Annotated in this window: 23 protein-coding genes and 1 pseudogene; 15 read left to right on the forward strand and 9 right to left on the reverse strand. The window is 72.0% G+C overall.

Annotated elements, in window-relative coordinates; all coding sequences use genetic code 11:
- The first annotated feature begins 6 nt into the window (after positions 1-6).
- Both K7B10_RS22050 and K7B10_RS22055 read left to right on the forward strand, forming a co-directional pair.
- Positions 7-582 (forward strand): hypothetical protein, encoded by a 576-nt coding sequence (locus K7B10_RS22050; RefSeq protein ID WP_229338320.1) that lies wholly within the window; start codon positions 7-9, stop codon positions 580-582.
- 142 nt (positions 583-724) lie between these two features.
- On the forward strand, positions 725-1072 hold the full coding sequence (locus tag K7B10_RS22055; RefSeq protein ID WP_229338322.1) for a DUF2516 family protein: 348 nt from the start codon (positions 725-727) through the stop codon (positions 1070-1072).
- 44 nt (positions 1073-1116) lie between these two features.
- On the opposite strand, the gene K7B10_RS22060 is transcribed toward K7B10_RS22055, so the two are convergent.
- The 3 genes from K7B10_RS22060 to K7B10_RS22070 form a co-directional block, all read right to left on the reverse strand.
- Positions 1117-2430 (reverse strand): PP2C family protein-serine/threonine phosphatase, encoded by a 1314-nt coding sequence (locus K7B10_RS22060; RefSeq protein WP_229338324.1) that lies wholly within the window; start codon positions 2428-2430, stop codon positions 1117-1119.
- A 234-nt stretch (positions 2431-2664) separates the two neighbouring features.
- Positions 2665-3726, reverse strand: coding sequence for a C40 family peptidase (locus K7B10_RS22065; protein WP_229338326.1), 1062 nt, complete (start codon positions 3724-3726; stop codon positions 2665-2667).
- A 253-nt stretch (positions 3727-3979) separates the two neighbouring features.
- The gene (locus tag K7B10_RS22070) at positions 3980-4792 is read right to left on the reverse strand and encodes a class I SAM-dependent methyltransferase (protein ID WP_229338328.1); all 813 of its coding nucleotides are present in this window, start codon (positions 4790-4792) and stop codon (positions 3980-3982) included.
- A gap of 305 nt (positions 4793-5097) precedes the next feature.
- Here K7B10_RS22070 and mshA point away from each other — a divergent pair, with 305 nt between their 5' ends.
- The 3 genes and pseudogenes from mshA to K7B10_RS22085 form a co-directional block, all read left to right on the forward strand.
- The gene (gene mshA / locus K7B10_RS22075; RefSeq protein WP_372481444.1) at positions 5098-6480 is read left to right on the forward strand and encodes a D-inositol-3-phosphate glycosyltransferase; all 1383 of its coding nucleotides are present in this window, start codon (positions 5098-5100) and stop codon (positions 6478-6480) included.
- Positions 6473-6961: a type III secretion system chaperone family protein gene (locus tag K7B10_RS22080; RefSeq protein WP_229338330.1), complete on the forward strand. Its 489-nt coding sequence runs from the start codon at positions 6473-6475 to the stop codon at positions 6959-6961. Before mshA ends, K7B10_RS22080 begins: the two co-directional genes overlap by 8 nt.
- A gap of 246 nt (positions 6962-7207) precedes the next feature.
- Positions 7208-7414, forward strand: a pseudogene (locus K7B10_RS22085) (IS982 family transposase); the annotation flags it as partial.
- Between the two features lie 22 nt (positions 7415-7436).
- Here K7B10_RS22085 and K7B10_RS22090 read toward each other — a convergent pair.
- A complete protein-coding gene (locus K7B10_RS22090; RefSeq protein WP_229338333.1) occupies positions 7437-8711 on the reverse strand; it encodes an MDR family MFS transporter in 1275 nt (424 codons plus the stop codon).
- Positions 8712-8899: 188 nt separating this feature from the next.
- Between K7B10_RS22090 and K7B10_RS22095 the strand changes: the two genes are divergently transcribed.
- Positions 8900-9658 (forward strand): phosphoglyceromutase, encoded by a 759-nt coding sequence (locus tag K7B10_RS22095; protein WP_229338335.1) that lies wholly within the window; start codon positions 8900-8902, stop codon positions 9656-9658.
- A 263-nt stretch (positions 9659-9921) separates the two neighbouring features.
- A complete protein-coding gene (locus K7B10_RS22100) occupies positions 9922-10905 on the forward strand; it encodes a hypothetical protein (protein ID WP_229338337.1) in 984 nt (327 codons plus the stop codon).
- 121 nt (positions 10906-11026) lie between these two features.
- Here K7B10_RS22100 and K7B10_RS22105 read toward each other — a convergent pair whose 3' ends face one another.
- The gene (locus K7B10_RS22105; protein ID WP_229338339.1) at positions 11027-11179 is read right to left on the reverse strand and encodes a hypothetical protein; all 153 of its coding nucleotides are present in this window, start codon (positions 11177-11179) and stop codon (positions 11027-11029) included.
- Positions 11180-11308: 129 nt separating this feature from the next.
- Positions 11309-11986 (reverse strand): phosphate signaling complex protein PhoU, encoded by a 678-nt coding sequence (gene phoU / locus K7B10_RS22110; protein ID WP_030858619.1) that lies wholly within the window; start codon positions 11984-11986, stop codon positions 11309-11311.
- A 216-nt stretch (positions 11987-12202) separates the two neighbouring features.
- Here phoU and phoR point away from each other — a divergent pair, with 216 nt between their 5' ends.
- Both phoR and phoP read left to right on the forward strand, forming a co-directional pair.
- On the forward strand, positions 12203-13426 hold the full coding sequence (phoR, locus tag K7B10_RS22115; protein WP_229338341.1) for a two-component system sensor histidine kinase PhoR: 1224 nt from the start codon (positions 12203-12205) through the stop codon (positions 13424-13426).
- Between the two features lie 61 nt (positions 13427-13487).
- Complete coding sequence (phoP, locus tag K7B10_RS22120; protein WP_466527820.1) at positions 13488-14159, forward strand: two-component system response regulator PhoP; 672 nt, start codon at positions 13488-13490, stop codon at positions 14157-14159.
- A 95-nt stretch (positions 14160-14254) separates the two neighbouring features.
- On the opposite strand, the gene K7B10_RS22125 is transcribed toward phoP, so the two are convergent.
- Positions 14255-14935, reverse strand: coding sequence for a DUF461 domain-containing protein (locus K7B10_RS22125; RefSeq protein WP_229338343.1), 681 nt, complete (start codon positions 14933-14935; stop codon positions 14255-14257).
- Between the two features lie 648 nt (positions 14936-15583).
- On the opposite strand from K7B10_RS22125, the gene K7B10_RS22130 reads away from it, so the two are divergent.
- The 6 genes from K7B10_RS22130 (at position 15584) to K7B10_RS22155 (ending at position 21843) form a co-directional block, all read left to right on the forward strand.
- Positions 15584-16066 (forward strand): CarD family transcriptional regulator, encoded by a 483-nt coding sequence (locus K7B10_RS22130; RefSeq protein ID WP_003953493.1) that lies wholly within the window; start codon positions 15584-15586, stop codon positions 16064-16066.
- A 246-nt stretch (positions 16067-16312) separates the two neighbouring features.
- Entirely contained in the window at positions 16313-17059 is a 747-nt protein-coding gene (ispD, locus tag K7B10_RS22135) for a 2-C-methyl-D-erythritol 4-phosphate cytidylyltransferase (protein ID WP_229338345.1), read from the forward strand.
- Positions 17049-17558, forward strand: a complete 510-nt coding sequence (gene ispF, locus K7B10_RS22140; protein WP_229338347.1) for a 2-C-methyl-D-erythritol 2,4-cyclodiphosphate synthase — start codon at positions 17049-17051, stop codon at positions 17556-17558. Before ispD ends, ispF begins: the two co-directional genes overlap by 11 nt.
- A gap of 87 nt (positions 17559-17645) precedes the next feature.
- Positions 17646-19046, forward strand: a complete 1401-nt coding sequence (gene cysS / locus K7B10_RS22145) for a cysteine--tRNA ligase (RefSeq protein WP_229338349.1) — start codon at positions 17646-17648, stop codon at positions 19044-19046.
- A 101-nt stretch (positions 19047-19147) separates the two neighbouring features.
- Entirely contained in the window at positions 19148-20119 is a 972-nt protein-coding gene (rlmB, locus tag K7B10_RS22150) for a 23S rRNA (guanosine(2251)-2'-O)-methyltransferase RlmB (protein WP_030300786.1), read from the forward strand.
- 158 nt (positions 20120-20277) lie between these two features.
- Positions 20278-21843: a DoxX family protein gene (locus tag K7B10_RS22155; RefSeq protein WP_229338351.1), complete on the forward strand. Its 1566-nt coding sequence runs from the start codon at positions 20278-20280 to the stop codon at positions 21841-21843.
- Positions 21844-21929: 86 nt separating this feature from the next.
- Here K7B10_RS22155 and K7B10_RS22160 read toward each other — a convergent pair whose 3' ends face one another.
- On the reverse strand, positions 21930-22709 hold the full coding sequence (locus K7B10_RS22160) for a nucleotidyltransferase family protein (RefSeq protein ID WP_229338352.1): 780 nt from the start codon (positions 22707-22709) through the stop codon (positions 21930-21932).
- Between the two features lie 54 nt (positions 22710-22763).
- On the reverse strand, positions 22764-23177 hold the full coding sequence (locus K7B10_RS22165) for a hypothetical protein (RefSeq protein WP_229338354.1): 414 nt from the start codon (positions 23175-23177) through the stop codon (positions 22764-22766).
- Positions 23178-23219 lie beyond the last annotated feature (42 nt).

The raw sequence follows: 23219 nt of genomic DNA on the forward strand, positions 1-23219 counted from the left end.
GCCACCATGGCCATCGCCGATGACCTGAAGAAGACCCTCACCGACCCGACGCCGCTCTACTTCGCCGCCGGCACCGCCGACCTCGCGGTCCAGCAGGCCAAGAAGGTGCCCGGGCTCATCGAGCAGCTGCGCGCCGAGGCACCCGCGCGCATCGAGGCCGTGAAGAACACCGACCCCAAGGTCGTGCAGGAGAAGGCCCGTGAGGCGCAGGAGGCGGTCGCCGCCAAGTTCGCCGACGTGCTGACCGCGATCGACCCGAAGAAGCTCGGGGAGACCGCGCAGGACCTGGCGCTGCGCGGCGTCGGCGTGGCCGCCGAGTACGCGGTCCGCGCCAAGGAGACGTACGACAAGGTCGCCGAGCACGGCGAGCAGGCCGTGCGGACCTGGCGCGGCGAGGTCTCCGAGGAGATCGTCGAGATCGCGGTCGCCGTCGAGCCGAAGCACGAGCAGGTACCGGCGCAGGAGCAGGCCGAAGGGCCCGCCGCCGACGCCTCGGCCGAGGAGAAGCCCGCCGTCCGGCGCAACGCGGCGCGCAAGAACAACGTGAAGAAGGCCGCCGTCGTGGCCGGCGACGAGAGCTGAATCCCGAACGGGAATCGAATGGCGTGACGGCGGGCCGGGCACCAGCGAGGTGTCCGGCCCGTTGTTGTTCGGGAAGGGCGCTCTGCCGGTAGCGTGGAGGCAGGCGGCATCAGGCGTGCGAGCGTGAGAAGGCGGTCAGGCGATGTTGATGAACGGGTTCGATAACGGAGTGCTTCCGTTGCTCGGGTTCGCCATGCTGGCACTCGCCGTCGTGGCCTTCGTGTTCGCGCTGCTGGCGCGCGAGGACGCGTACCGCGCCGCCGACAAGCAGACCAAGACCTTCTGGCTGGTCATCCTCGGCGTCACCGTGCTGGTGGACTTCTTCCTCGGGATGCTGTTCCTGGAGATCGCCGGCCTCGTGGCCACCATCGTGTTCTTCGTCGACGTGCGCCCGGCCCTCAAGCAGGTCTCGGGCGGCGGGCGGGGCGGCCGGCCCAGTGGCGGGAGCAGCAGCGACGGTCCGTACGGCCCGTACAACGGCGGACGCTGACCCGTCGGGTCAGGGCAGGTCAGGGCAGGGGCTCAGCAGGACCGTCAGGATCCGTCGCGGGAGAGCAGGACCACGGCCACGTCGTCGGTGAGCTCGCCGCCGTTGAGGCGGCGGGCCTCGGTGACGGAGGCCTCCAGCAGGCCCTCGCCGCTCAGCCCGCGGTCGAGGTGGCGGTTGATCATCTCGACCATCCCGTCCTGCCCCAGTCGGTCCTTGCCCTCGCCGATGCGGCCTTCGATCAGCCCGTCGGTGTAGAGCATCAGGCTCCAGGTGCCGCCCAGCTCGACCTGGCGGCGCGGCCAGCGGGCCTTGGGCAGCAGTCCGAGCGCCGGGCCGCTGTTCTCGTACGGGAGGAGCCGCGCGCGGCGGCCCGGCCGGGATATCAGCGGGGCCGGATGGCCGGCCAGGCACAGGCCGGCGCGGCGGCCGTCGGGGGAGATGTCCACCGTGCACAGCGTCGCGAAGATCTCGTCGTTGGGGCGTTCCACCTCCAGGACCTCCTGGAGGGTCGACAGCAGGTCGTCACCGCACAGGCCGGCCAGGGTCAGCGCGCGCCAGGCGATGCGGAGCTCGACGCCGAGGGCGGCCTCGTCGGGGCCGTGGCCGCAGACGTCGCCGATCATGGCGTGGACGGTGCCGTCGGGGGTGCGGACGGTGTCGTAGAAGTCCCCGCCGAGGAGCGCGCGGCTGCGGCCGGGCCGGTAGCGGGCGGCGAAGCGGAGGTCGGAGCCTTCGAGGAGGGGGTTGGGGAGCAGTCCCCGCTCCAGGCGGGCGTTCTCCTGGGCCCGAAGTTTCGATTCTGCGAGCTTGTACTGGGCGATGTCCGCCCGCTTTCTCTCCACGGCGTAGCGGATCGCCCGGCTCAGCAGCCGGCCGTCGAGCTCGTCGCGGAAGAGGAAGTCCTGCGCGCCGACCCGTACGGCCTCGGCGGCGCGCTCGGCGTCGGCCTCGGCCGTGAGGACGAGGACGGCGTGGCGGGGCGCGATCCGGAGCACCTCGCGCAGGGTGTCCAGCTGGTCGACGACGGCGGTGCGCGAGCCGCCGGCCGTCGTGGATCCGGCGGCGGGGAGGGAGAGGTCGAGCAGGATGCAGTGCACGTCGTGGGTGAGCAGGCGCGAGGCCTCGGTCAGGTTGCGGGCGGTGCGGAGCCGGATGCGGTGCCCGTCGGCGTCGAGGATCTCGGGCACCGTGAGCCCGCCCGCGGGGTCGTCCTCGATCACCAGCAGGGTCAGGGACGCCTGGGGCGCGGTGGCGTGCGCGGCGGTGACCTGCGCGGCTGCCGGCGGGGTTGCCTGCGGGGTTGCCTGAGCGCTCTCCGTGGCGGGAGTGTCCCTCTGCCGCGGTACGGGTACGGCCATCGTCTCCGGTTCCTTCCCTCCCCCCGAGGGTGCGTCCGGCAGACCCTAGCGGGCGGTGGCCGGGGAGCGGAATGGCGTTCCGGGCCGGCGCCGCGGGCATATGCCGTTATCGCGGGGGAAAGTCCGCCTCACTGGGTGCCCACCGAATGAGAAACGTCACGGCGACGGCGATCACCGTCCCGGTCACCGAGACGTCGCCCGGCCCCGCCGGGTTCCCTCACCGCGGGGCTGCCGTCACGCGTCGGGGCGGACCACCGCCTTGATCGGCATCGAGCCGGCTCCGGCCAGGGTGACGTTGCGGCCCGGGCGGGGGGCGTGGATCATCGCGCCGTCGCCCACGTACATCCCGACGTGGGTCGCGTCGTCGAAGTAGATGATCAGGTCACCCGGCCGCATGTCCTTGATCGCGACCTTCGGCAGCAGCCGCAGCTGCTCCTGAGACGTACGCGGGATGCTCTTGCCCGCCGCCCGCCAGGCCTGGGAGGTGAGGCCGGAGCAGTCGAAGGAGGACGGTCCCTCGGCGCCCCACTCGTACGGCTTGCCCATCTGCGCCGTGGCGTACTGGACCGCCTTCTTCCCCGACTCCGACGCCGAGGTGTTGATCTCCTTCAGCACGCCGGTCGAGAGCCAGGCCGTCTGCGCCTTGTACTGCGCTTCCTGCTCCAGCTGGATCAGCCGGGCCTTCTCCTCGGCCTGCAGCTTGCTCTCCAGCGCCTCCGCCGACTTGATCTTCTCCTCGATCTGCTTCTTCGAGGTCTCCTGCTTGATCCGGTTGGCTTCGAGCTTCTCCCACTGCGCGCTCGCGTCCTTCGCGTACTGCTGCAAGTCGCTCTGCGTGCGGTTCATTTCGGAGAGCAGGGCCGTGGTCGCCTTCTCGCCCTGGCGGATGCGGTCCGCCCCGTCGAGGAACTGGCTCGGGTTGTTGCTCAGGGCCAGTTGGGCGCCGGCCGGCATCCCGCCCGAGCGGTATTGGGCGCGCGCGGCGGCCCCCGCGCGGTTCTTCAGGGCGGTGATCCGGTCCTGCCCGGCCACCACCTGCTTCGCGATCTCGACGATCTTGGCGGACTGCGCCTTGGCCTCGCTCTCCGCGAGGTTGTACGCGTCCGTCGCCGTGCCCGCCTGGCGGTACAGCTCGTCGATCTCTTTGCGCACCTGCTCAAGGGACTTGGCGCCCGGCTCGGGCATCGGCGCCGCCTGGGCCACGCCCGTCATGGCCGACACCGCCAGCAGCGCCGTCGCACACAGCAGCGTGAGAGCGGACGCACCACTCCATCGCCTGCGCTCCACGGTCCCCATGGTCCCCCCAAGGTGCCCCGAGTCGGATCCGGTATCAGATCTGACTATTCATCAGTAACTTTGCCCTGCCTTCGGGATGGTGCCACGAGTGGGTGAATTCCAACACCCTCACCGGTGCGGTCCCGCCGATCTTCGCCCAGGCCCTGGATCCGGTCCTGGATCCGCCCTCGGTCCAGACCCCGACCAGTCCCCCATACCCGTCCCCGACGACTCAACGGGCCACCCCGGCAACCGGTTCCCCGCCGCGCCACATTCACCCCGCCGGGCGCAACGCCTCCCAGCGCACCGTCAGTTCCCCCTGCCGCCACCGCACCGGCCCGTCCGCCAGCGGCCAGTCCGCGGCCAGCGCCCGCGCCGTCCGGATCCAGCGCTGCCGTGCTCCGTACGAGGCGTACGGGGCGGCCGCCGCCCACGCCCGGTCGAAGTCGCGCAGGAACGCGTGCACCGGTTCCCCCGGCACATTGCGGTGGATGAGCGCCTTCGGCAGCCGCTCCGCCAGGTCCGAGGGGCGCTCCAGGGAGCCCAGCCGGGTCGCGAACGTCACCGTGCGCGCTCCCTCGGGCCCGAGCGCCACCCACACGTGACGCCGCCCGATCTCGTCACAGGTGCCCTCGACGAGCAGCCCGTCCGGGGTCAGCCGGGCGCACAGCCGCTCCCACACCGCCGCGACCTGATCCTCGTCGTACTGGCGCAGTACGTTCGCCGCGCGGATCAGCGTCGGCCGGGCCCCGCCCTCCAGCGGCACCTCGAACCCGCCGTGCCGGAAGCTCAGCCCCTCCCGCTCGTACGGCTTCGCCCCCGCGACCCGCGCCGGCTCGATCTCGATGCCGACCACCCGCACCCGCGGCGCCGCCTCCCGCAGCCGCGCCAGCAGCTCCACCGCCGTCCACGGTGCGGCCCCGTAGCCGAGGTCCACCGCGACCGGGTCCTGCGAGCGCCGCAGCACCGGCCCGTGCGTGGCCGCGATCCAGCGGTCCATCCGGCGCAGCCGGTTCGGATTCGTCGTCCCGCGCGTCACCGTGCCCACGGGGCGGCGCGGGGGCGGGGCGGCGGAGCGGGAGGACATGCGCCGAGGGTAAGCGGAGCGGGCCCACCGGATGAAAACGCCCCCGCGGCGCGAAAGGGCCCACCGCACGAAAGGGCCCGACCTGACGGAAACCGCCCCCGGGCGGGCCGCCGACGCAAACACCCGGGAAAAAGGCGCGCTCCCCCGGAATGCGGGACGCGGCCATCCGGGTTGCACTCCTTGAAGGGCGCCCCGTGCGCTCCGTCCGTCATGCCCTGTCCGTGTCCGTACGAGTCCCGCCGGTGGGTCACGCCCCTCCCACCGCGCGCCGTCCGAGTGTCGTCCGAGCGAGAGGAACTGCTCCCTTGAGCCAGTACGTGTCCCGCCTCGGCGGCAGCCTCGGCGGTCGCATCGCCGCCGCCCGCGGCACCCGCCACGACCCGCCGCGCCTGCGCCTGCCGGCCGTCGGCCACCACCGCAAGCCGCGCCGCGTCGCCATGCTCAGCGTGCACACCTCACCGCTGCACCAGCCCGGCACCGGCGACGCCGGCGGTATGAACGTGTACATCGTGGAGCTGGCCAGGCGCCTCGCCGCGATCAACATCGAGGTCGAGATCTTCACCCGCGCCACCGAGGGCGGCCTGCCGTCCTCGGTCGAGCTGGCCCCCGGGGTCCTCGTACGGCACGTGGACGCCGGCCCGTACGAAGGCCTCGCCAAGGAGGAGCTCCCGGCCCAGCTGTGCGCCTTCACCCACGGCGTCATGCAGGCCTGGGCCGGCCACCGGCCCGGCTACTACGACCTCGTCCACTCCCACTACTGGCTCTCCGGCCACGTGGGCTGGCTCGCCGCCGAACGCTGGGGCGTCCCCCTCGTCCACGCCATGCACACCATGGCCAAGGTCAAGAACGCCGCGCTCGCCGACGGCGACACGCCCGAGCCCGCCGCCCGCGTCATCGGCGAGACCCAGATCGTGGCCGCCGCCGACCGGCTCATCGCGAACACCACCGAAGAGGCCGACGAGCTCGTCCGCCACTACGAGGCCGACCCCGGCAAGGTGGCCGTCGTCCACCCCGGGGTGAACCTCGACCGCTTCACCGTCGGCGACGGCCGGGCCGCCGCCCGCGCCCGCCTCGGCCTGCCGCAGGACGCCGTCATCCCGCTCTTCGCGGGCCGGATCCAGCCCCTCAAGGCCCCCGACATCCTGCTGCGCGCGGTCGCCGAGCTGGTCGACCGCGACCCGACGCTGCGCCGACGCCTCTTCGTCCCCGTCGTCGGGGGGCCCAGCGGCAGCGGACTGGCCAAGCCGGAGGGGCTGCAGAAGCTCGCCGCGAAGCTCGGCATCGCCGACATCGTCCACTTCCACCCGCCGGTCCGCCAGGACGCGCTCGCCGACTGGTTCCGGGCGGCGTCCGTGTTGGTCATGCCCTCGTACAGCGAGTCCTTCGGGCTCGTCGCGATCGAGGCCCAGGCCACCGGCACCCCGGTGCTGGCCGCCGCGGTCGGCGGGCTGCCCGTCGCCGTCAACGACGGGGTGACGGGGATCCTCGTCCCCGGTCACGACCCGGTGGACTACGCGCGCGAGCTGCGGCGCTTCGTGGACGAGCCGGGACTCGCGGACCGGATGGGCGCCGAGGCCGCGCGGCACGCGCAGTTCTTCGGCTGGGACACGGCGGCGAGCGGCACGGCGGACGTGTACACCGCGGCGATGCATGATCACCGCCGTCGCGTACGCTCCCACCATGGCTGACACCGCCGCGATCATCGAGAACACGCTGACCGAGGCCGGACTGGGCTGGGAGAGCCCCGAGCCCGGCTCGTACGTCGTGCAGCTCCCCGGCACCCGCAAGCTGTCCACGACCTGCTCGATCCGGGTCGGCCGGCACTCGCTGTCGGTCAACGCCTTCGTGATCCGCCACCCCGACGAGAACGAGGCGGGCGTCCACCGCTGGCTGCTGGAGCGCAACCTCAAGCTGTACGGGATGGCCTACGCGGTCGACGCGCTCGGCGACGTCTACCTGACGGCCCGGCTCCCGCTGTCCGTCGTCACCCCCGAGGACCTGGACCGGCTGCTCGGCACGGTCCTGGAGGCGGCGGACGGCGCGTTCAACACGCTGCTGGAGCTGGGCTTCGCGAGCGCGATCCGACGCGAGTACGAGTGGCGGGTCTCGCGCGGCGAGCCGACGCGCAACCTGGACGCCTTCAAGCACCTGACGCGGCCGACGTCCTGAGCGCGGGACCGGGCCCGTGCCTGGTCCGTGTCTTTCGGATCAGGGCGGGCCCGGGGCGTCTGGTGCCGCGCCTCGCGGCGTTCTCGTCGGTCGCCGGCACACCACGTCGGCTCCCTCCTCGGCCTTGCGACGCAGGGCACCAGACCCCCCTAGACGAGTAAGTCCGAAGTCCTTGGGCGCATGAAGCGAGGGTCTCGTTGGTTCGTGTGTGACGACAAACCTCAAGACCCTCGCGACAGCACTGAACACCTGCTCAAACCGATCCGACAGCTGATCGAATCCGTCAACGACACCCTCAAAGGCCAACTCGACCTCGAACGCCACGGCGCCAGAACCCCCGCCGGAGTCCTGGCCCGCGTCGGACAACGCATCCTGGCCCTGACCGCCGCCATCTGGCACAACCGAGCCAACGCCACACCCCTGACCAGGTCACTCATCGCCTACGACCACTGACCAAGACTTCGGACTTACTCGTCTAGGCCTCGGCGACGGCCGGGGCGGGTCGGACAGTCGGAGCCGAAGCCGAGACGACTGACCCCGGCCCGCTCTCGGCGAGGTTCCGCATCAGCAGCCAGTACCCCAGCGCCGCCACCGTGCCCAGCACGGCCACGGACGCCCAGAGCCAGCCCGCGCCCCACCGGTCGATCATGAAGCCGGCCATCAGCGGAGCCACCAGCGAGGCCACCGCCCAGGACATCGTGTACATGCCCTGGTAACGGCCGCGCCCGTGCAGCGGGGAGAGCCGGGCGACCAGGCCCATCTGGGTCGGGGAGTTGACGATCTCGGCCAGCGTCCACACGCAGACCGTCAGTCCCAGGCTCCACACCGACCCGGCGAACGCCGTCAGCCCGAACCCGTACCCGGCCAGCAGCGCCGAGACCACCAGCAGCTTCTGCGGGTCGCCCTTCTCGATGAACCGGGTGACCGGGATCTGCAGCAGCACGATCAGCACCCCGTTCACGGCGGCGACCATGCCGTAGTCCGCGGCGGAGAACCCGCCCGTGCCCATCGCCAGCGGCAGACCGAACGAGCCCTGCGTGAAGATCAGCGAGATCAGGAACGACAGCCCGACCACGCCCATGAAGGGCCCGTCCCGCAGCACCGTCCCGAGCCCGATCTCCGGTTCTGCCGCCGCCTGCTCCGCGGCGGTCCGCTCCGGCCGAGACTCCGGCAGCTTCACGTACACGAGCACCGCGCAGACCAGCGTCAGCGCCGCCTCGCCGAGGAACCCGGCCAGGTAGCTGTACTCGGCGACGAACCCCGCCACCGTCGCCGAGACGGCGAAGCCGAGGTTGATCGCCCAGTAGTTCAGCGCGAAGGCCCGGACCCGGTCCTCGGGCCGGACGATGTCCGCCATCATCGCCTGCACCGCCGGGCGCGAGGCGTTCGAGGTCATGCCGACCAGCAGCGCCACGGCCGCGATCGCAGCCGGGTGTTCCATGAAGCCGAGCAGCGCCACCGAGAACGCCGTCGAGGCCTGGGCCGCCAGCAGGGTGGGGCGCCGGCCGAGGCGGTCGGTCATGACGCCCGCGCCGAGCGAGGAGACGACCCCGCCGAGCCCGTGCAGGGCGACCACGAGTCCCGCGAAGGAGGCCGAGTAGCCCCGGTCCACGGTCAGGTACAAGGTCATGAACGTGGCGACGAAGGCCCCGAGCCTGTTCACCAGGGTGCTGGTCCACAGCCACCAGAACTCGCGGGGGAGGCCGGCCACGCTCTCGCGCGCCGCCCGTCTGAGACTGGCAACGGACATGACGGATTCCCCCCGGTAATGTAAGTGGCTCTCCTGCACATAGCACCCTACGGTTGGGAGTGTCGCGAGAGCCAATGGATTGACGCGCACCGTCAATCCACGGCCTCGTCAACGGCCTTGTCCACGGCCTCGTCCACGGCCGTGGACACGCGCGCGGGCGCGCCCGCGCGTCCATTAGGCTCGTACGCATGGCCGACGCACCGTACAAGCTGATCCTCCTCCGCCACGGCGAGAGCGAGTGGAACGCGAAGAACCTGTTCACCGGCTGGGTGGACGTCAATCTCAACGAGAAGGGCGAGAAGGAGGCGGTCCGCGGCGGTGAGCTGCTCAAGGACGCCGGCCTGCTCCCCGACGTCGTGCACACCTCGCTCCAGAAGCGCGCGATCCGCACCGCGCAGATGGCTCTCGAGGCAGCCGACCGCCACTGGATCCCGGTCCACCGCTCCTGGCGCCTGAACGAGCGGCACTACGGTGCGCTCCAGGGCAAGGACAAGGCCCAGACCCTCGCCGAGTTCGGCGAGGAGCAGTTCATGCTGTGGCGCCGCTCGTACGACACCCCGCCGCCGGCCCTCGAGGACGGTACGGAGTTCTCCCAGTCCGAGGACCCGCGCTACGCGACGATCCCGCCGGAGCTGCGCCCGAAGACGGAGTGCCTGAAGGACGTCGTCGTCCGCATGCTCCCGTACTGGTACGACGGCATCGTCCCGGACCTCCTCGCGGGCCGCACCGTCCTGGTCGCCGCGCACGGCAACAGCCTGCGCGCGCTGGTCAAGCACCTGGACGGCATCTCCGACGCCGAGATCGCGGGCCTGAACATCCCGACCGGCATCCCGCTCGCCTACGAGCTGGACGCCGAGTTCAAGCCCCTCAAGCCGGGCGGCACTTACCTCGACCCGGCCGCCGCGGCCGCCGCCATCGAGGCCGTCAAGAACCAGGGCAAGAAGTAGCACCGACCTACGGACAGGCCCCCTACCCGCTGGTTCTCGGCGGGTAGGGGGCCTGTTGGCGTGTGGGGCGGGGAAACCGGCGGCGGTTCGGGGATCTTGGTCGCTCGGGTGGGTCAAGCGGTCACCTGCGCGGGTCAAGCATCCGGTTTCCGGGGTGCGCAGTGCGCAGGGCGAGGGTCCGATGGGCTCGCGGACCGGCCGGTCCGACCATTCCCTCGTCCTCCGCGACGGCCTCGGCCCACCGCGGGGAAGGAACTCGCTCCGTGAACCAGAAGCCCGTTTCCCAGCGCTCCCGCGCCCCCCGCCGGGTGCTCCTCGCCTCCGCCCTCGCGGCGGTCGCCTTCTCCGGCCAGCTGCTCACCACGGCACCCGGCGCACTCGCGTACGACGGTCCCCACGGCGGGGGTGACAGGCCGAGCTCCGACGGCTCCCACGCCAGGGGTGACAGGCCGAGCTCCGACGGTTCCTACGCCGGGGGTGACAGGCCGGGCTCCGACGGCTCCCACGCCGGGGGTGACAGGCCGGGCTCGGGCTCCAAGGAGAAGGGGAAGGAGAAGGAGCCGCAGGCGCCCGCTGTCGTCCACGGCCTGCGGGACTTCACCGCGGACGGATTCTTCACCCCGCCCGAGGGCGTGACCTCGGTCCACGTCCAGGCCTGGGGCGCCGGAGGCGGCGGAGGCGGCGGAGGCGGCGGTGCGAGCGCGCCTCTGGCGGGCAACGGAGGCCAGGGCGGTGGCGGCGGCGCCGGCGGCTTCACCTGGTGCGTTCTCAAGGTGAAGCCCGGCCAGAGCTACACGGTGGACGTCGGCTCCGGCGGCGCCACGGGCACCGCCGGCCCCGGCGCGCCCGCCGGCGGTACCAACGGACTGCCGGGCGGCACCGGCGGGACCGGCAGCCCGACGACGTTCTCCTCCTCGGCCGGCATCCAGCTCAGCACCACGGGCGGCGGCGGCGGTGGCGGAGCGGGCGGCGGCAGCACCACGACGGGCACCCCGGGTACGGGCGGCACCGGCGGCACCGGAACCTGCAACAGCCTCGACGTGACGAACCGCAGCGGCGCGAACGGCCAGGGCGGCGCCCAGGGCGGAGTGGGCGCGGCGGCCGTCGACGGCATCGTCCAGCTGCCGCCGGCGAACACCGGCGTGGGCGGCAACGGCGGCGGCGGCGGGACCGGCGGCACCGAGACCGGCGGCGCGGGCAGCCCCGGTGGCGTGGGCGGCAACGGCTACCTCGTCGTGTTCTGGTAGGACGCAGGACGTCAGGGCCGGCAACGGCGAAAGGCCCCCTGCCCGCGGATCTCCGCGTGCAGGGGGCCTCTCCTTGCTCCTGGTGCCGTGACGGCCGGGCCGCCGAGCCGGTCGGGCGGGGTCAGCCGCCGCACTGGCAGGGTGCGCCGGACTGGCAGCCGCAGCCGCAGCCCGAGCCGCAGCCGCATGCGGCGAGCAGCGGGAGCCGCAGCGGCTCGGGCCGCGGCGGCTGCTGCTCGTGCTCCGGGGTGATGGGGACGGGGGAATCGGGCATGGATCCTCCTCGCAGGCGGCGTGCGTGGCGTCGTACCGGTACGTCTCGTACGCAAGGCCTCTTACTGCCTTCGCCCTCATTCATGCCCAGCCGCACCGGCGCGTCAACGGCGCATTGGAGCAGAGCGCCTCAGACGCCCTCGACCTGCGTCGGCGCCTGCAGCTCGTCCGCGTGCTCGCCCGTCACCAGGTAGACCACGCGCTTGGCCACCGACACCGCGTGGTCCGCGAAGCGCTCGTAGTAGCGGCCCAGCAGGGTCACGTCCACCGCGGTCTCGATGCCGTGCTTCCAGCGGTCGTCCATCAGGTGCTGGAAGAGCGTGCGGTGCAGCTGGTCCATCTCGTCGTCGTCCTGCTCCAGCTGGAGGGCCAGGTCGACGTCCTTCGTGATGATGACCTCGGCCGCCTTCGCCATCAGGCGCTGCGCCAGCTGCCCCATCTCCAGGATGGTGGCGTGCAGGTCCCGGGGTACGGCGGTGTCGGGGAAGCGCAGCCGGGCCAGCTTCGCCACGTGCTGGGCCAGGTCGCCCGAGCGCTCCAGGTCCGCCGACATGCGCAGCGAGGTCACCACGATGCGCAGGTCGGTGGCGACCGGCTGCTGGCGGGCCAGCAGCGCGATGGCGCGGGCCTCCAGGTCGTGCTGGAGGTCGTCCACCTTCTGGTCGGCGGCGATGACGCTCTCGGCGAGCTTCAGGTCGGCGTCGAGCATGGACGTCGTGGCCCGCCCGATCGCGGAACCGACGAGCCGTGCCATCTCGACCAGGCCTTCCCCGATCGAGTCCAGTTCCTCGTGGTACGCGTCACGCATGGCTTGTCCCTCTCTTGCCTACTGCCTCTGCTGCCCGTGTGGGACGGGCCGGGGCGGCCTCGTGCCCCCACGTTGACACGGTGGGGCGCAAACGCGTCCGACTCCGGCATCACAAGTGAATCAACCCCGTCGCCACGGTGAACTCTGGGCGACGACTGTTCGAGGTGCCACCCGAACGGCTGTGGAAGTGCCGTCGGGCCTGCTTAACCTTGAGTCATGGACGTGAACGCGGCGGTCGCCGCAGCTGCAGCGATCGCCGGTCTTTGCACCGGTGTGATCGCGATGCTGGCGTTCCGCTGGAGCGAGCGCGACCAAGCCCGCCCCACCCGGAGCTCCATGCGCCCCGACATCAACGCGGTGCTCCCGCCCGGTGTGGACACCGTCCTCTCCGTGCTCCGCTCCTCCGCCGTCGTGCTCGACGAGGGCGACGCGGTGGTCAAGGCCAGCTCGGCGGCGTACGCCCTGGGACTGGTACGCGGCGGCAAACTCGCCGTCGAGCCCATGCTCCACATGGCCCGCGACACCCGCCGCGACGGGGAAATACGCCAGGTCGAGCTCGACCTGCCCCGGCGCGGCACCGGCCGCGGCGAGGCCCTCGCGGTCTCGGCGCGCGTCGCCCCGCTGGGCTCCCGGCTGGTCCTGCTCCTGGTCGAGGACCTCACCGAGGCCCGCCGCATCGAGGCCGTGCGGCGCGACTTCGTCGCGAACGTGTCGCACGAGCTGAAGACGCCGGTCGGAGCCATCTCCCTGCTGTCCGAGGCCGTCATGGACGCCTCGGACGACCCCGAGGCGGTCAGCCGCTTCGCGGGCCGCATGCAGATCGAGGCCACCCGCCTGATCAACCTCGTACAGGAGCTCATCGACCTCTCCCGGGTGCAGAACGACGACCCGCTCGAGGACGCGGAGCCCGTACGGGTGGACACGCTGGTGGCGGAGGCCATCGACCGCTGCCGCCACACGGCCTCCTCCAAGCACATCACCATGGCCGCCGGCGGCACCGCCGACCTGCGCGTCTGGGGCAACCGGGGGCAGCTCGCGGCCGCCCTCGGGAACCTGGTCGAGAACGCCGTCAACTACAGCCCCGCCCGCACCCGCGTCGGCATAGCCGGACGCAGGGTCGCGGCACCTGGGGGAGACTTGATCGAGATCGCCGTGACCGACCAGGGCATCGGCATCCCGGAAAAGGACCGCGAGCGCATCTTCGAGCGCTTCTACCGCGTGGACCCGGCCCGCTCCCGCGCCACGGGTGGAACCGGCCTCGGCCTTGCGATCGTGAAGCACGTAGCGGCCTCACACGGCGGGGAGGTGTCCGTATGGAGCTCGGAGGGTCAGGGCTCCACGTTCACCCTGCGCCTGCCGGAAGCAGCCGCTCCGGCACCTGCCCCCGCCACCACCCCGGCCGCGGGGTCCTCCGCGCCGAGCCACCCCACGCCTGCCTGAACCACGCTTCTCCGCGAACCAAGCCAGCCATTCCTGCCCCGGAGGTCCTTCCGTGACCCGAGTGCTCGTCGTCGAGGATGAGGAATCCTTCAGCGACGCCCTGTCCTACATGCTCCGCAAGGAGGGCTTCGAGGTCGCCATCGCCGCGACCGGGCCCGACGGGCTCGACGAGTTCGAGCGCAACGGCGCCGACCTCGTCCTCCTCGACCTGATGCTCCCCGGTCTGCCCGGCACGGAGGTCTGCCGGCAGCTGCGCGGCCGCTCCAACGTGCCCGTCATCATGGTGACGGCCAAGGACAGCGAGATCGACAAGGTCGTCGGGCTGGAGATAGGAGCCGACGACTACGTCACCAAGCCCTTCTCCTCGCGCGAGCTGGTCGCCCGCATCCGCGCGGTCCTGCGCCGCCGCGGCGAGCCGGAGGAGGTCACCCCGGCCGCGCTGGAGGCCGGCCCCGTACGGATGGACGTCGACCGTCACGTGGTCACCGTCGCCGGAGCCAAGGTGGACCTCCCGCTGAAGGAGTTCGACCTGCTGGAGATGCTGCTGCGCAACGCGGGCCGCGTGCTGACCCGCATGCAGCTGATCGACCGGGTCTGGGGCGCCGACTACGTCGGCGACACCAAGACGCTGGACGTCCACGTCAAGCGCCTCCGCGCCAAGATCGAGCCCGACCCGGGCGCCCCGCGCTACCTGGTCACGGTCCGCGGCCTGGGCTACAAGTTCGAGCCGTAAACCGCGGGCGGGCGGCTCGGGCAAGAGGAGCCGCACACACGAAAGGGCCCCGTCCGCCGGAGCGGACGGGGCCCTTCGTACGTGGTGCCGCAGGCTCAGTGGCCGGCGCTGTGCGACGGGGAACCCGACGGGGCGCCCGAGGCCGCGCCCGACGGGGTGCCGGAAGCGGCGCCCGAGGGGGTCGTGGCAGGGGAGCCGGACGGGCTGCCCGAGGGGGCGCCCGAGGGGCTGCCCGACGGCGTGGCGCCGGGGGCGGCGATCGGGGCCTCGGTCGGGCCGAAGCCCGCGTACATGCCGGTGCCCGGGACGACGAAGGCGGCGATCGGCACGTCCCCCGCGTTGCTCAGCTGGAAGACGAGCTCCTGCGCGTTGCCCTTCTGCACGGCCTCCCCGCCCTCGATCACGGCGGAGGGGTTGCCCTTGCCGCCCAGGACGATCGAGCCGTTGGCCGGCACGGTGACCTTGGACGCGCCCTCGGCGGGCTTCAGCACGACCTTGCTCTTGCCACCCACGAGGGTGATGGCGTCGAGGGTCTGCGGCTTGATGCCGGTGTTGAAGAGCGTCGCGGAGACGGCGGCCGGGCCCTTGCCCTCCTTCTCGCCCTGGGTGATCACCAGCGCGTTCTGGATCTTGATGTTGCCCTTGGTGACAGCGGCGTTGTCCGGCTTGATCTGGAGCGTTTCCGCGTCTTGGCCTGCACCGCAAGCGGCCAGCGAGGCGATCGAGAACACGACGGCGGTGGCGGCGAGGGCGCCGCGTCGAAGGCTGCGGCTCACGGCGGCGGCAACTCCTTGGACGTACGGAACGGAAGGGTGGGCAGTCTCGGAGCGGCCGAGGTAAAGCCGCCCTAAGGGTGTGTCAGCGCGCTTAGGTTACCGAGCCGCCGCCCCGCCCCCGCACCCGACCCTCCGCAGCGCACGGGCCACCCTGCGCCGGTCCCGCGATCTTGCATTCCGCCGTGGTTCACGCCGCTCTTCCTGCGGCTCTTCCCCCTGCCCTTCCGCCCGTCACTTCCCGTGCCGTTCATCTGCCGATCACGTGCCGCCCGCATATCGCCCGCCGGGGTCCCGGTGATCAATTCCGGGATTCCTTCGAACGGCCCCCCGTGATCAATTCCCGATTGGGCCTGAACCGCTCCGTACGGGTGGTCGCCAGTCGAACGGAGTAGTTCGGTTTCCCGGCTTCGAAACCGGCAAAACGGGATGTACGTCACACTGCTGCGACCGGCGCCCGGGTGTAGCGTGGCCGTTTCGCCCGGTCCGCACAGCGCCTCCGACCTGCGAATACCCCCCTCCGGAAGCTCTTCGCAGCACGTTCGTGTCGTTGTTGTCAAGCCCCGAGATGTGCCCTGACCTGCGAAAACGCCATTCATAACAGTCGGTTCTCGTGTTACCCTGGATAGCCACGGAAGGGGTACCTGTCACATGACGTTCAAGGTTGGCGACACCGTGGTCTATCCCCATCACGGGGCCGCGCTGATCGAGGCCATCGAAACTCGCCAGATCAAAGGCGTGGACAAGACCTACTTGGTGCTCAAGGTCGCCCAGGGCGACCTGACGGTTCGTGTGCCTGCGGACAATGCGGAGTTCGTCGGCGTTCGCGACGTAGTCGGCCAGGACGGGCTGGACCGGGTCTTCGAGGTGCTTCGTGCACCGTACGCCGAAGAGCCGACGAACTGGTCCCGGCGCTACAAGGCAAATCTGGAGAAGCTCGCTTCTGGCGATGTCATCAAGGTCGCCGAAGTGGTGCGTGACCTGTGGCGTCGTGAGCGTGAGCGCGGGCTTTCCGCGGGTGAGAAGCGCATGCTCGCGAAGGCGCGCCAGATCCTGGTGAGCGAGCTCGCGCTCGCGGAGAACACCAACGAGGACAAGGCAGAGGCCCTCCTCGACGAGGTTCTCGCGTCCTGACGCGGGAAAACCTTCACACAGTTGTGCCGCGGTGCCCGATGACATGCCCTCTCCTCCACGAGAGGGCTGTTGCCGGGCGCTGCGGCATGTCTGTACCCACACCTTTGCTGCACTCTTTCCACCGGCGTGCCGGGTCCTGACAGCCTGCTCGACCGGTCGTCACGGAAGGGGCGAGGGCGTCGCACCCGGCACCCTTCAGGCCATACCCATGTCGGCCGAAGTCACAAACCTGGCTCGGAGCTACTGATGTCTGACGAATCGCGCCCCCACCGCACCGCCGCGGTGATCCCGGCCGCCGGCCGCGGGGTACGCCTCGGCCCCGGCGCCCCCAAGGCCCTGCGGGCCATCGGCGGCACCCCCATGCTCATCCACGCCGTCCGCGCGATGGCCCGCTCCCGGGCCGTTTCCCTCGTGGTGGTCGTGGCCCCGTCCGACGGCGCCGCCGAGGTGCGCCGGCTCGTCGACGAGCACGCGCTGCCCGAGCGGACCGAGATCCTGGTCGTCCCGGGCGGCGAGACCCGCCAGGAATCCGTGAGCGCCGGCCTCGCAGCGCTCCCCGCGGACATCACCTCCGTCCTCATCCACGACGCGGCCCGCCCGCTCGTCCCCGTGGACACCGTGGACTCCGTCGTCGAGGCCGTGCGCGAAGGCTCACCCGCCGTCGTACCGGCCCTGCCGCTGGCCGACACCGTCAAGGAGGTCGAGCCCGGCGGGCCCGGCGAGCCCGAGCCGGTCGTCGCCACCCCCGAGCGGGCCCGGCTGCGCGCCGTGCAGACCCCGCAGGGCTTCGACCTCGCGACCCTCGTACGGGCGCACGAGGCCATCGCCGTCAACGGCGAGGGCGCCACGGACGACGCCGGAATGGTGGAACGGCTCGGCGTCACCGTCATGGTGGTTCCCGGCCACGAAGAGGCCTTCAAGGTCACCCGCCCGCTCGACCTGGTCCTCGCCGAGGCCGTACTCGCCCGCAGGAGGGCCACCGATGCCTACTAGCCCCACCGGTTCCGCCGCCCCGCTGATCCCGCTCGTCGGGATCGGCACCGACGTGCACGCCTTCGAGGCCGGGCGCGAGCTGTGGTGCGCCGGGCTGCTCTGGGAGGGGGAGGACGGCCTCGCCGGGCACTCCGACGGCGACGTCGCCGCCCACGCCGCCTGCGACGCCCTCTTCTCCGCCGCCGGCGTCGGCGACCTCGGCGCGCACTTCGGCACCTCCCGCCCCGAATGGTCCGGCGCCGCCGGCGTCACCCTCCTGGCGGAGGCCGCCCGCATCGTCCGCGCCGAGGGCTTCGAGATCGGCAACATCGCCATCCAGGTGATCGGCGTACGCCCGAAGATCGGCAAGCGGCGCGAAGAGGCCCAGAAGACCCTGTCCGCTGCCGCCGGGGCCCCCGTCTCCGTCTCCGGCACCACCACCGACGGCCTCGGCCTCACCGGCCGCGCCGAAGGGCTCGCCGCCCTCGCCACCGCACTGGTGTACCGGACGAATCCGTAGCCCCGGGGACACCTGTTCCGCAACAAAGCACCCCCGCGCCCCGAAAGGGTCGCGGGGCACTGCTACAGGCCCACTACCCTGGATGCCGTGACTATTCGCCTGTACGACACCAGCGCCCGGCAGATCCGCGATTTCGTCCCGCTCACGCCGGGCTGCGTCTCGATCTACCTCTGTGGCGCCACCGTGCAGGCGGCCCCGCACATCGGGCACGTCCGCTCCTACCTGAACTTCGACATCATGCGCCGCTGGTTCGCGTACCGCGGTCTCGACGTCACCTTCATCCGCAACGTCACCGACATCGACGACAAGATCATCACGAAGGCCGAGGACCAGGGCCGCCCGTGGTGGTCCATCGGCTACGACAACGAGCGCGCCTTCAACGACGGCTACGACGCGCTGGGCTGCCTCCCGCCCACGTACGAGCCGCGCGCCACCGGCCACGTGCCCGAGATGATCGAGATGATGCGCGGGCTCATCGAGCGCGGCCACGCGTACGAGGCCGACGGCAGCGTCTACTTCGACGTGCGCTCGTACCCGGGCTACCTGGAGCTGTCGAACCAGGACATCGACGACCTGCGCCAGCCCACCGAGCAGGGCATCACCGGCAAGCGCGACCCCCGCGACTTCGCCATGTGGAAGGCCACCAAGCCGGGCGAGCCCGACTGGGAGACCCCGTGGGGCCGCGGCCGTCCCGGCTGGCACCTCGAATGCTCCGCCATGGCGCACAAGTACCTCGGCAGCGCCTTCGACATCCACGGCGGCGGACTCGACCTGATCTTCCCGCACCACGAGAACGAGATCGCCCAGGCCAAGGCCTTCGGCGACGAGTTCGCGCAGTACTGGGTGCACAACGCCTGGGTCACCATGTCCGGCGAGAAGATGTCGAAGTCGCTGGGCAACTCGGTGCTCGTCTCCGAGATGGTCAAGGCCTGGCGGCCGATCGTCCTGCGCTACTACCTCGGCACCCCGCACTACCGCTCGATGATCGAGTACAGCGAGGAGTCGCTGCGCGAGGCCGAGTCCGCGTTCGCGCGGATCGAGGGCTTCTACCAGCGCGTCATCGAGAAGGCCGGCAAGACGGTCGAACCGGCCCCCGAGGTCCCGCTCGCCTTCGCCGAGGCCATGGACGACGACCTGGGCGTGCCGCAGGCGCTGGCCATCGTCCACACCACGGTCCGCCAGGGCAACAGCGCCCTCGCCGCCGATGACAAGGACGCCGCCGTCGCCCGGCTGTCCGAGGTGCGCGCCATGCTCGGCGTCCTCGGCCTGGACCCCCTCGACCCGCACTGGGCCGGTGAGTCCGACCGCGGCGAGGACCTGCACGGCGCCGTCGACACCCTCGTACGCCTCGTCCTGGAGCAGCGCGAGTCCGCCCGGGCCCGCAAGGACTGGGCGACCGCCGACGCCATCCGCGACCAGCTCCAGCAGTCGGGCCTGGTCATCGAGGACAGCCCCACGGGACCGCGCTGGTCGCTCGGCCCGCGCTGAGGCGCCGCCGCCCGGAGCAGTCCGACTGTGCCGCCCGGCCTCCCGGGCGGCACACTCTTCATACGTACATATCGCAGCATCAACGAAAACAGGTAGAGGTCATGGCCGGGAACAGCCAGCGCAGGAACCGCCGCACGTCCAACAAGAAGGGCGCCACGGTCGGCAGCGGTGGCCAGCGGCGCAAGGGCCTGGAAGGCAAGGGCCCCACGCCCAAGGCCGAGGACCGCAAGAAGCACAAGGCGAACCGCATCAGCAACGCCATGGCCCGGCAGGCCGCCAAGCGCCGTCCGGCCCCGCGCCGCGGCGGCCCCAAGGGCACCAGCGAGATGGTCGTCGGCCGCAACCCGGTCTTCGAGGCGCTGCGCGACGGCGTCCCCGCCACCACCCTCTACGTGCAGCAGTTCATCGACAACGACGAGCGCGTCCGCGAGGCCCTCCAGCTCGCCGGCGAGCGCGGCAACATCAACCTGATGGAAGCCCCGCGCCCCGAGCTCGACCGCATGACCAACGGGCTCAACCACCAGGGCCTGGTCCTCCAGGTCCCGCCCTACGAGTACGCGCACCCGGAGGACCTCACCTCCGCCGCGTACGACGAGGGCGACGACCCGCTGATCGTGGCCCTCGACGGGGTCACCGACCCCCGCAACCTCGGCGCGATCGTCCGCTCCGTCTCCGCCTTCGGCGGTCACGGCGTGGTCATCCCCGAGCGCCGCGCCGCCGGTATGACCGCCGGCGCCTGGAAGAGCTCGGCCGGCACCGCGGCCCGCACGCCGGTCTCCCGCGTCACCAACCTGACCCGCGCCCTCCAGGACTTCAAGAAGGCCGGCATCGCCATCGTCGGCCTCGCCGCCGAGGGCACGCACGAGGTGCAGGACCTGGAGGCGCTCGGCGGTCCCGTCGTCATCGTCGTCGGCTCCGAGGGCAAGGGCCTCGGCCGCCTCGTCGGCGAGAACTGCGACTACCTCGTCCGCATCCCGATGCCGGGTGGCGCCGAGTCGCTGAACGCCGGTGTCGCCGCGGGCGTCGTGCTCTACGAGGCGGCCCGCCGCCGGGCCACCCGCGGCCGCGTCTGACCCCCGGGCGGTCCCGCCGCCTTGATCCACTTGGCTCATGGAACGTGACCCGTGAGCGTGCCACCCCGCCCGTTTCGGGCGGGGTGGCTTGATCTTGACGGGTCTCGGACACATCCCTGCTGTCAAGGCAGTGTCCTAAACACTGATCACTCGGTTAGATGAGTGTGGACACCAGAACGTCAGGGTTCGACGACCAGCCCGCGCTGAGCATGGTCAAGGTGCCGTGCGATCCCGCACAGGTCATCGTCAACCACGCCAGCTTCCGCGTGCGGCTCGCACCGAGCCCGAGCGCGCGTTCCAAGCCCGCGAACGCCCCCGGCCGCGTGCCCGTCCTCGGCGGCGCCGTGGTCGCCGCCGCTGCCGGCGCGGGCCGCCGCCGGGCCCCCGTCGTCTGGAGCGGCAAGTCCGCCCCCGGCGACACCGCAGCCATGGGCGGACTCCTCCAGGCCGTACGCGAACACGGGCGCGGACACGGCGGCTTCGACGACGGGGACGGCGGCGCCACCCAGACCATCCCCCGCGTCGACCTCGCCCACGACCTGGCCGAGGACACGCTGGCCACGCCGACCGTCATCGGCCAGCGCACGTACGGAGACCCGGACGAGACCCGTCCGCTGGCCGCCGTACGCGACCTCCCGTACGACCCCCGGTACGGCGGGCCGTACGACGGCCTCGACGGCGGGCCCGGCACCGACTCCCGCCGCACCCCCTCCGACACCCGCGGGCAGGCCTCGTACTACCCCGGCCGCCGGATGAACCTCGGCGTCGTGCTGCTCCCGCTGCGCGTCTTCCTCGGTTTCATCTGCATCTACGCCGGCATGGGCAAGCTGTGCGACCCCGTCTACTTCGACGGCGGCGAACGCGGCTCCATGGTCACGTGGCTGCGCACCCTGCACCCCTGGGCGCTCGCCGAGCCCCTGCGCGACTTCGCGCTCGCCCACCCCGTCGGGGCCGGCCTCAGCGTGGCCTTCCTCCAGGTCATCGTCGGCGTGCTGACCGTCCTGGGCCTGTGGCAGCGGTTCGCCGCCTGCATCGGCGCCCTGCTGTCCGCCGCGCTGCTGATGACGGTGAGCTGGAAGACGGTCCCCGCCTACGACGCGCCCGACATCATCTACCTCGCCGCCTGGAGCCCGCTGATCATCGCCGGCGCCCCCGTCTACTCCCTCGACGGGCGCCTCGCCGGCGAGGCCTGGCGCACCCTCGGACCGCGCTCCGAGATCTGGCGGCTGCGACGGCGCGTCCTGCGCCGCGGAACCATCATGGCGACCGTCGTCTGCGGACTCACCCTGCTCATCGGCTCGCTCCTCGGCAGCGCCGTCCGCTCCACCACCGTGGTCACCGTCCCCGGACCCGGCCAGGCCCCCAGCAACTACCTGCCCGGTTCCCCGCTCCCGCAGGCCCCGGCCGGCAAGCAGCAGCAGCCGCGGCAGCAGCAGCCCGCCACCCAGCAGCCCTCCAAGGCGGCCGAGCCCAGCGCCAGCGCGTCGGCGCCGGCCGCCAAGTCCGGGCGCGGATCCACCGGTTCCACCGCCAAGGCGACCGCCGGTACCGGCTCGCAGTCGCCGACGGCGACCCGCGGCTCCGGCAGCGGCCTGAAGTCGGGCAGCTCGCCCAAGCAGTCCACCCCGAAGCCGCCGTCGTCCAGCTCCGGCAGCGGAAGCGGCGGCAGCGGCGGGGACCCGGCCCCGAACAAGCCCGGCCTGGTCGGCGGCCTCCTCGGCTGACGACGGAACGCGGAGAGGGGCCCGGTGCGCACACGGCGCGCCGGGCCCCTCTCCGCGTTCCGCACGGCTCCGCCGCGCGCAGGGCCTCAGGAGCCGCTCTGGGCGGCCAACTCCCTTGCCGCCTCGGTCAGGTCCTTCGCCGTGTCGATGGCCCGCCAGTAGGCCCCCTGCGGCAGCGGGAAGCCCGCCAGCCGCCGCTCCCGGGCCAGTCGCGGGAACGTCGTACGCTCGTGGTCGCCCAAGTCCGGCAGCAGCGCCGCGAATTCGGGGCCGAAGACGTACACGCCCGCATTGATCAGATAGGGCGACGGCGGCGACTCGATGAAGTCCAGCACCTGGCCGAACTCGTTGGTCTCCACCGCCCCCCACGGGATCCGCGGCCGGGCCAGCGCCAGCGTCGCCGTCGCCCCGCGCTCGGCGTGGAACTCCGCCATCTCGCGCAGCGAGAACCGCGTCCAGATGTCCCCGTTCGTCGCGTACCAGGGCCGCTCCGGGTACGGCAGGTGGCGGGCCGCGTACTTCAGCCCGCCGCCGCGCCCCAGCGGCTCCTCCTCCACCACCGTGGTCACCCGCAGCGGCAGGTCCGCCTTCGCCAGCCAGTCCTGGAGCACCTCCGCGAGATGCCCGCACGAGACCACGGCGTCCGTCACCCCCTCGGCCGCCAGCCAGGCCAGCTGGTGCCCGATGATCGGCACCCCGGTTCCCGGGATCTCCACCATCGGCTTCGGCCGGTCGTCCGTATACGGACGCAGCCGCGAACCCTGGCCGCCCGCCAGGACCACCGCCTGAACAGGCGCCTGAGCGAGGGAGGCCGGGTACGCGGCCGCGGAAACGGAGGAGCGGGACACGGGGGGTACGTCGGTCATGGCCGTCAGCGTAGAGGCCCCGACGCGGGGGAGAACGGCGACGCCCGTCAGCCGTCAGCCCATCGAGGCGACGCCGGTCGCGTACGCGGTGTCACAGACGGGGCGCGCGAAGGACTGGGCCTTCGTCGGGCCGTACACGTCCACGGCGGCGCGGCCCAGCGCCCGCGCGATCCCCGCGCAGTGCTCGGCCAGCGACGGGCGCCGGTCCACCTCCTGCTGAAGGTGGGTCAGGACGTCGCCCGGCGCCTCGCCCTGCTGGAGCTCGCCCAGCAGCTTGTCGCGCAGCACGTCCTGGGCGGCGCGCGGCTTCGCGGGGACGGACACGTCCTCGGCGGACGCGGTCAGGATCTGGGAGGGCGTGTTGTCCGCCCAGGGAACCATGGTGACCGCGAGGGTCCCGGACAGGACCAGGACGACGGGCAGGACCAGGGCGAGGGAACGGCCGATACGGCGGGCAGTGTGGGTCACGAGGGCGAGAGTAGCGCTCGGTGAAGATTTGGCGACATTTAG

Origin of the sequence: Streptomyces flavotricini (assembly GCF_020639365.1) — a bacterium.
Classification (GTDB): domain Bacteria; phylum Actinomycetota; class Actinomycetes; order Streptomycetales; family Streptomycetaceae; genus Streptomyces; species Streptomyces flavotricini.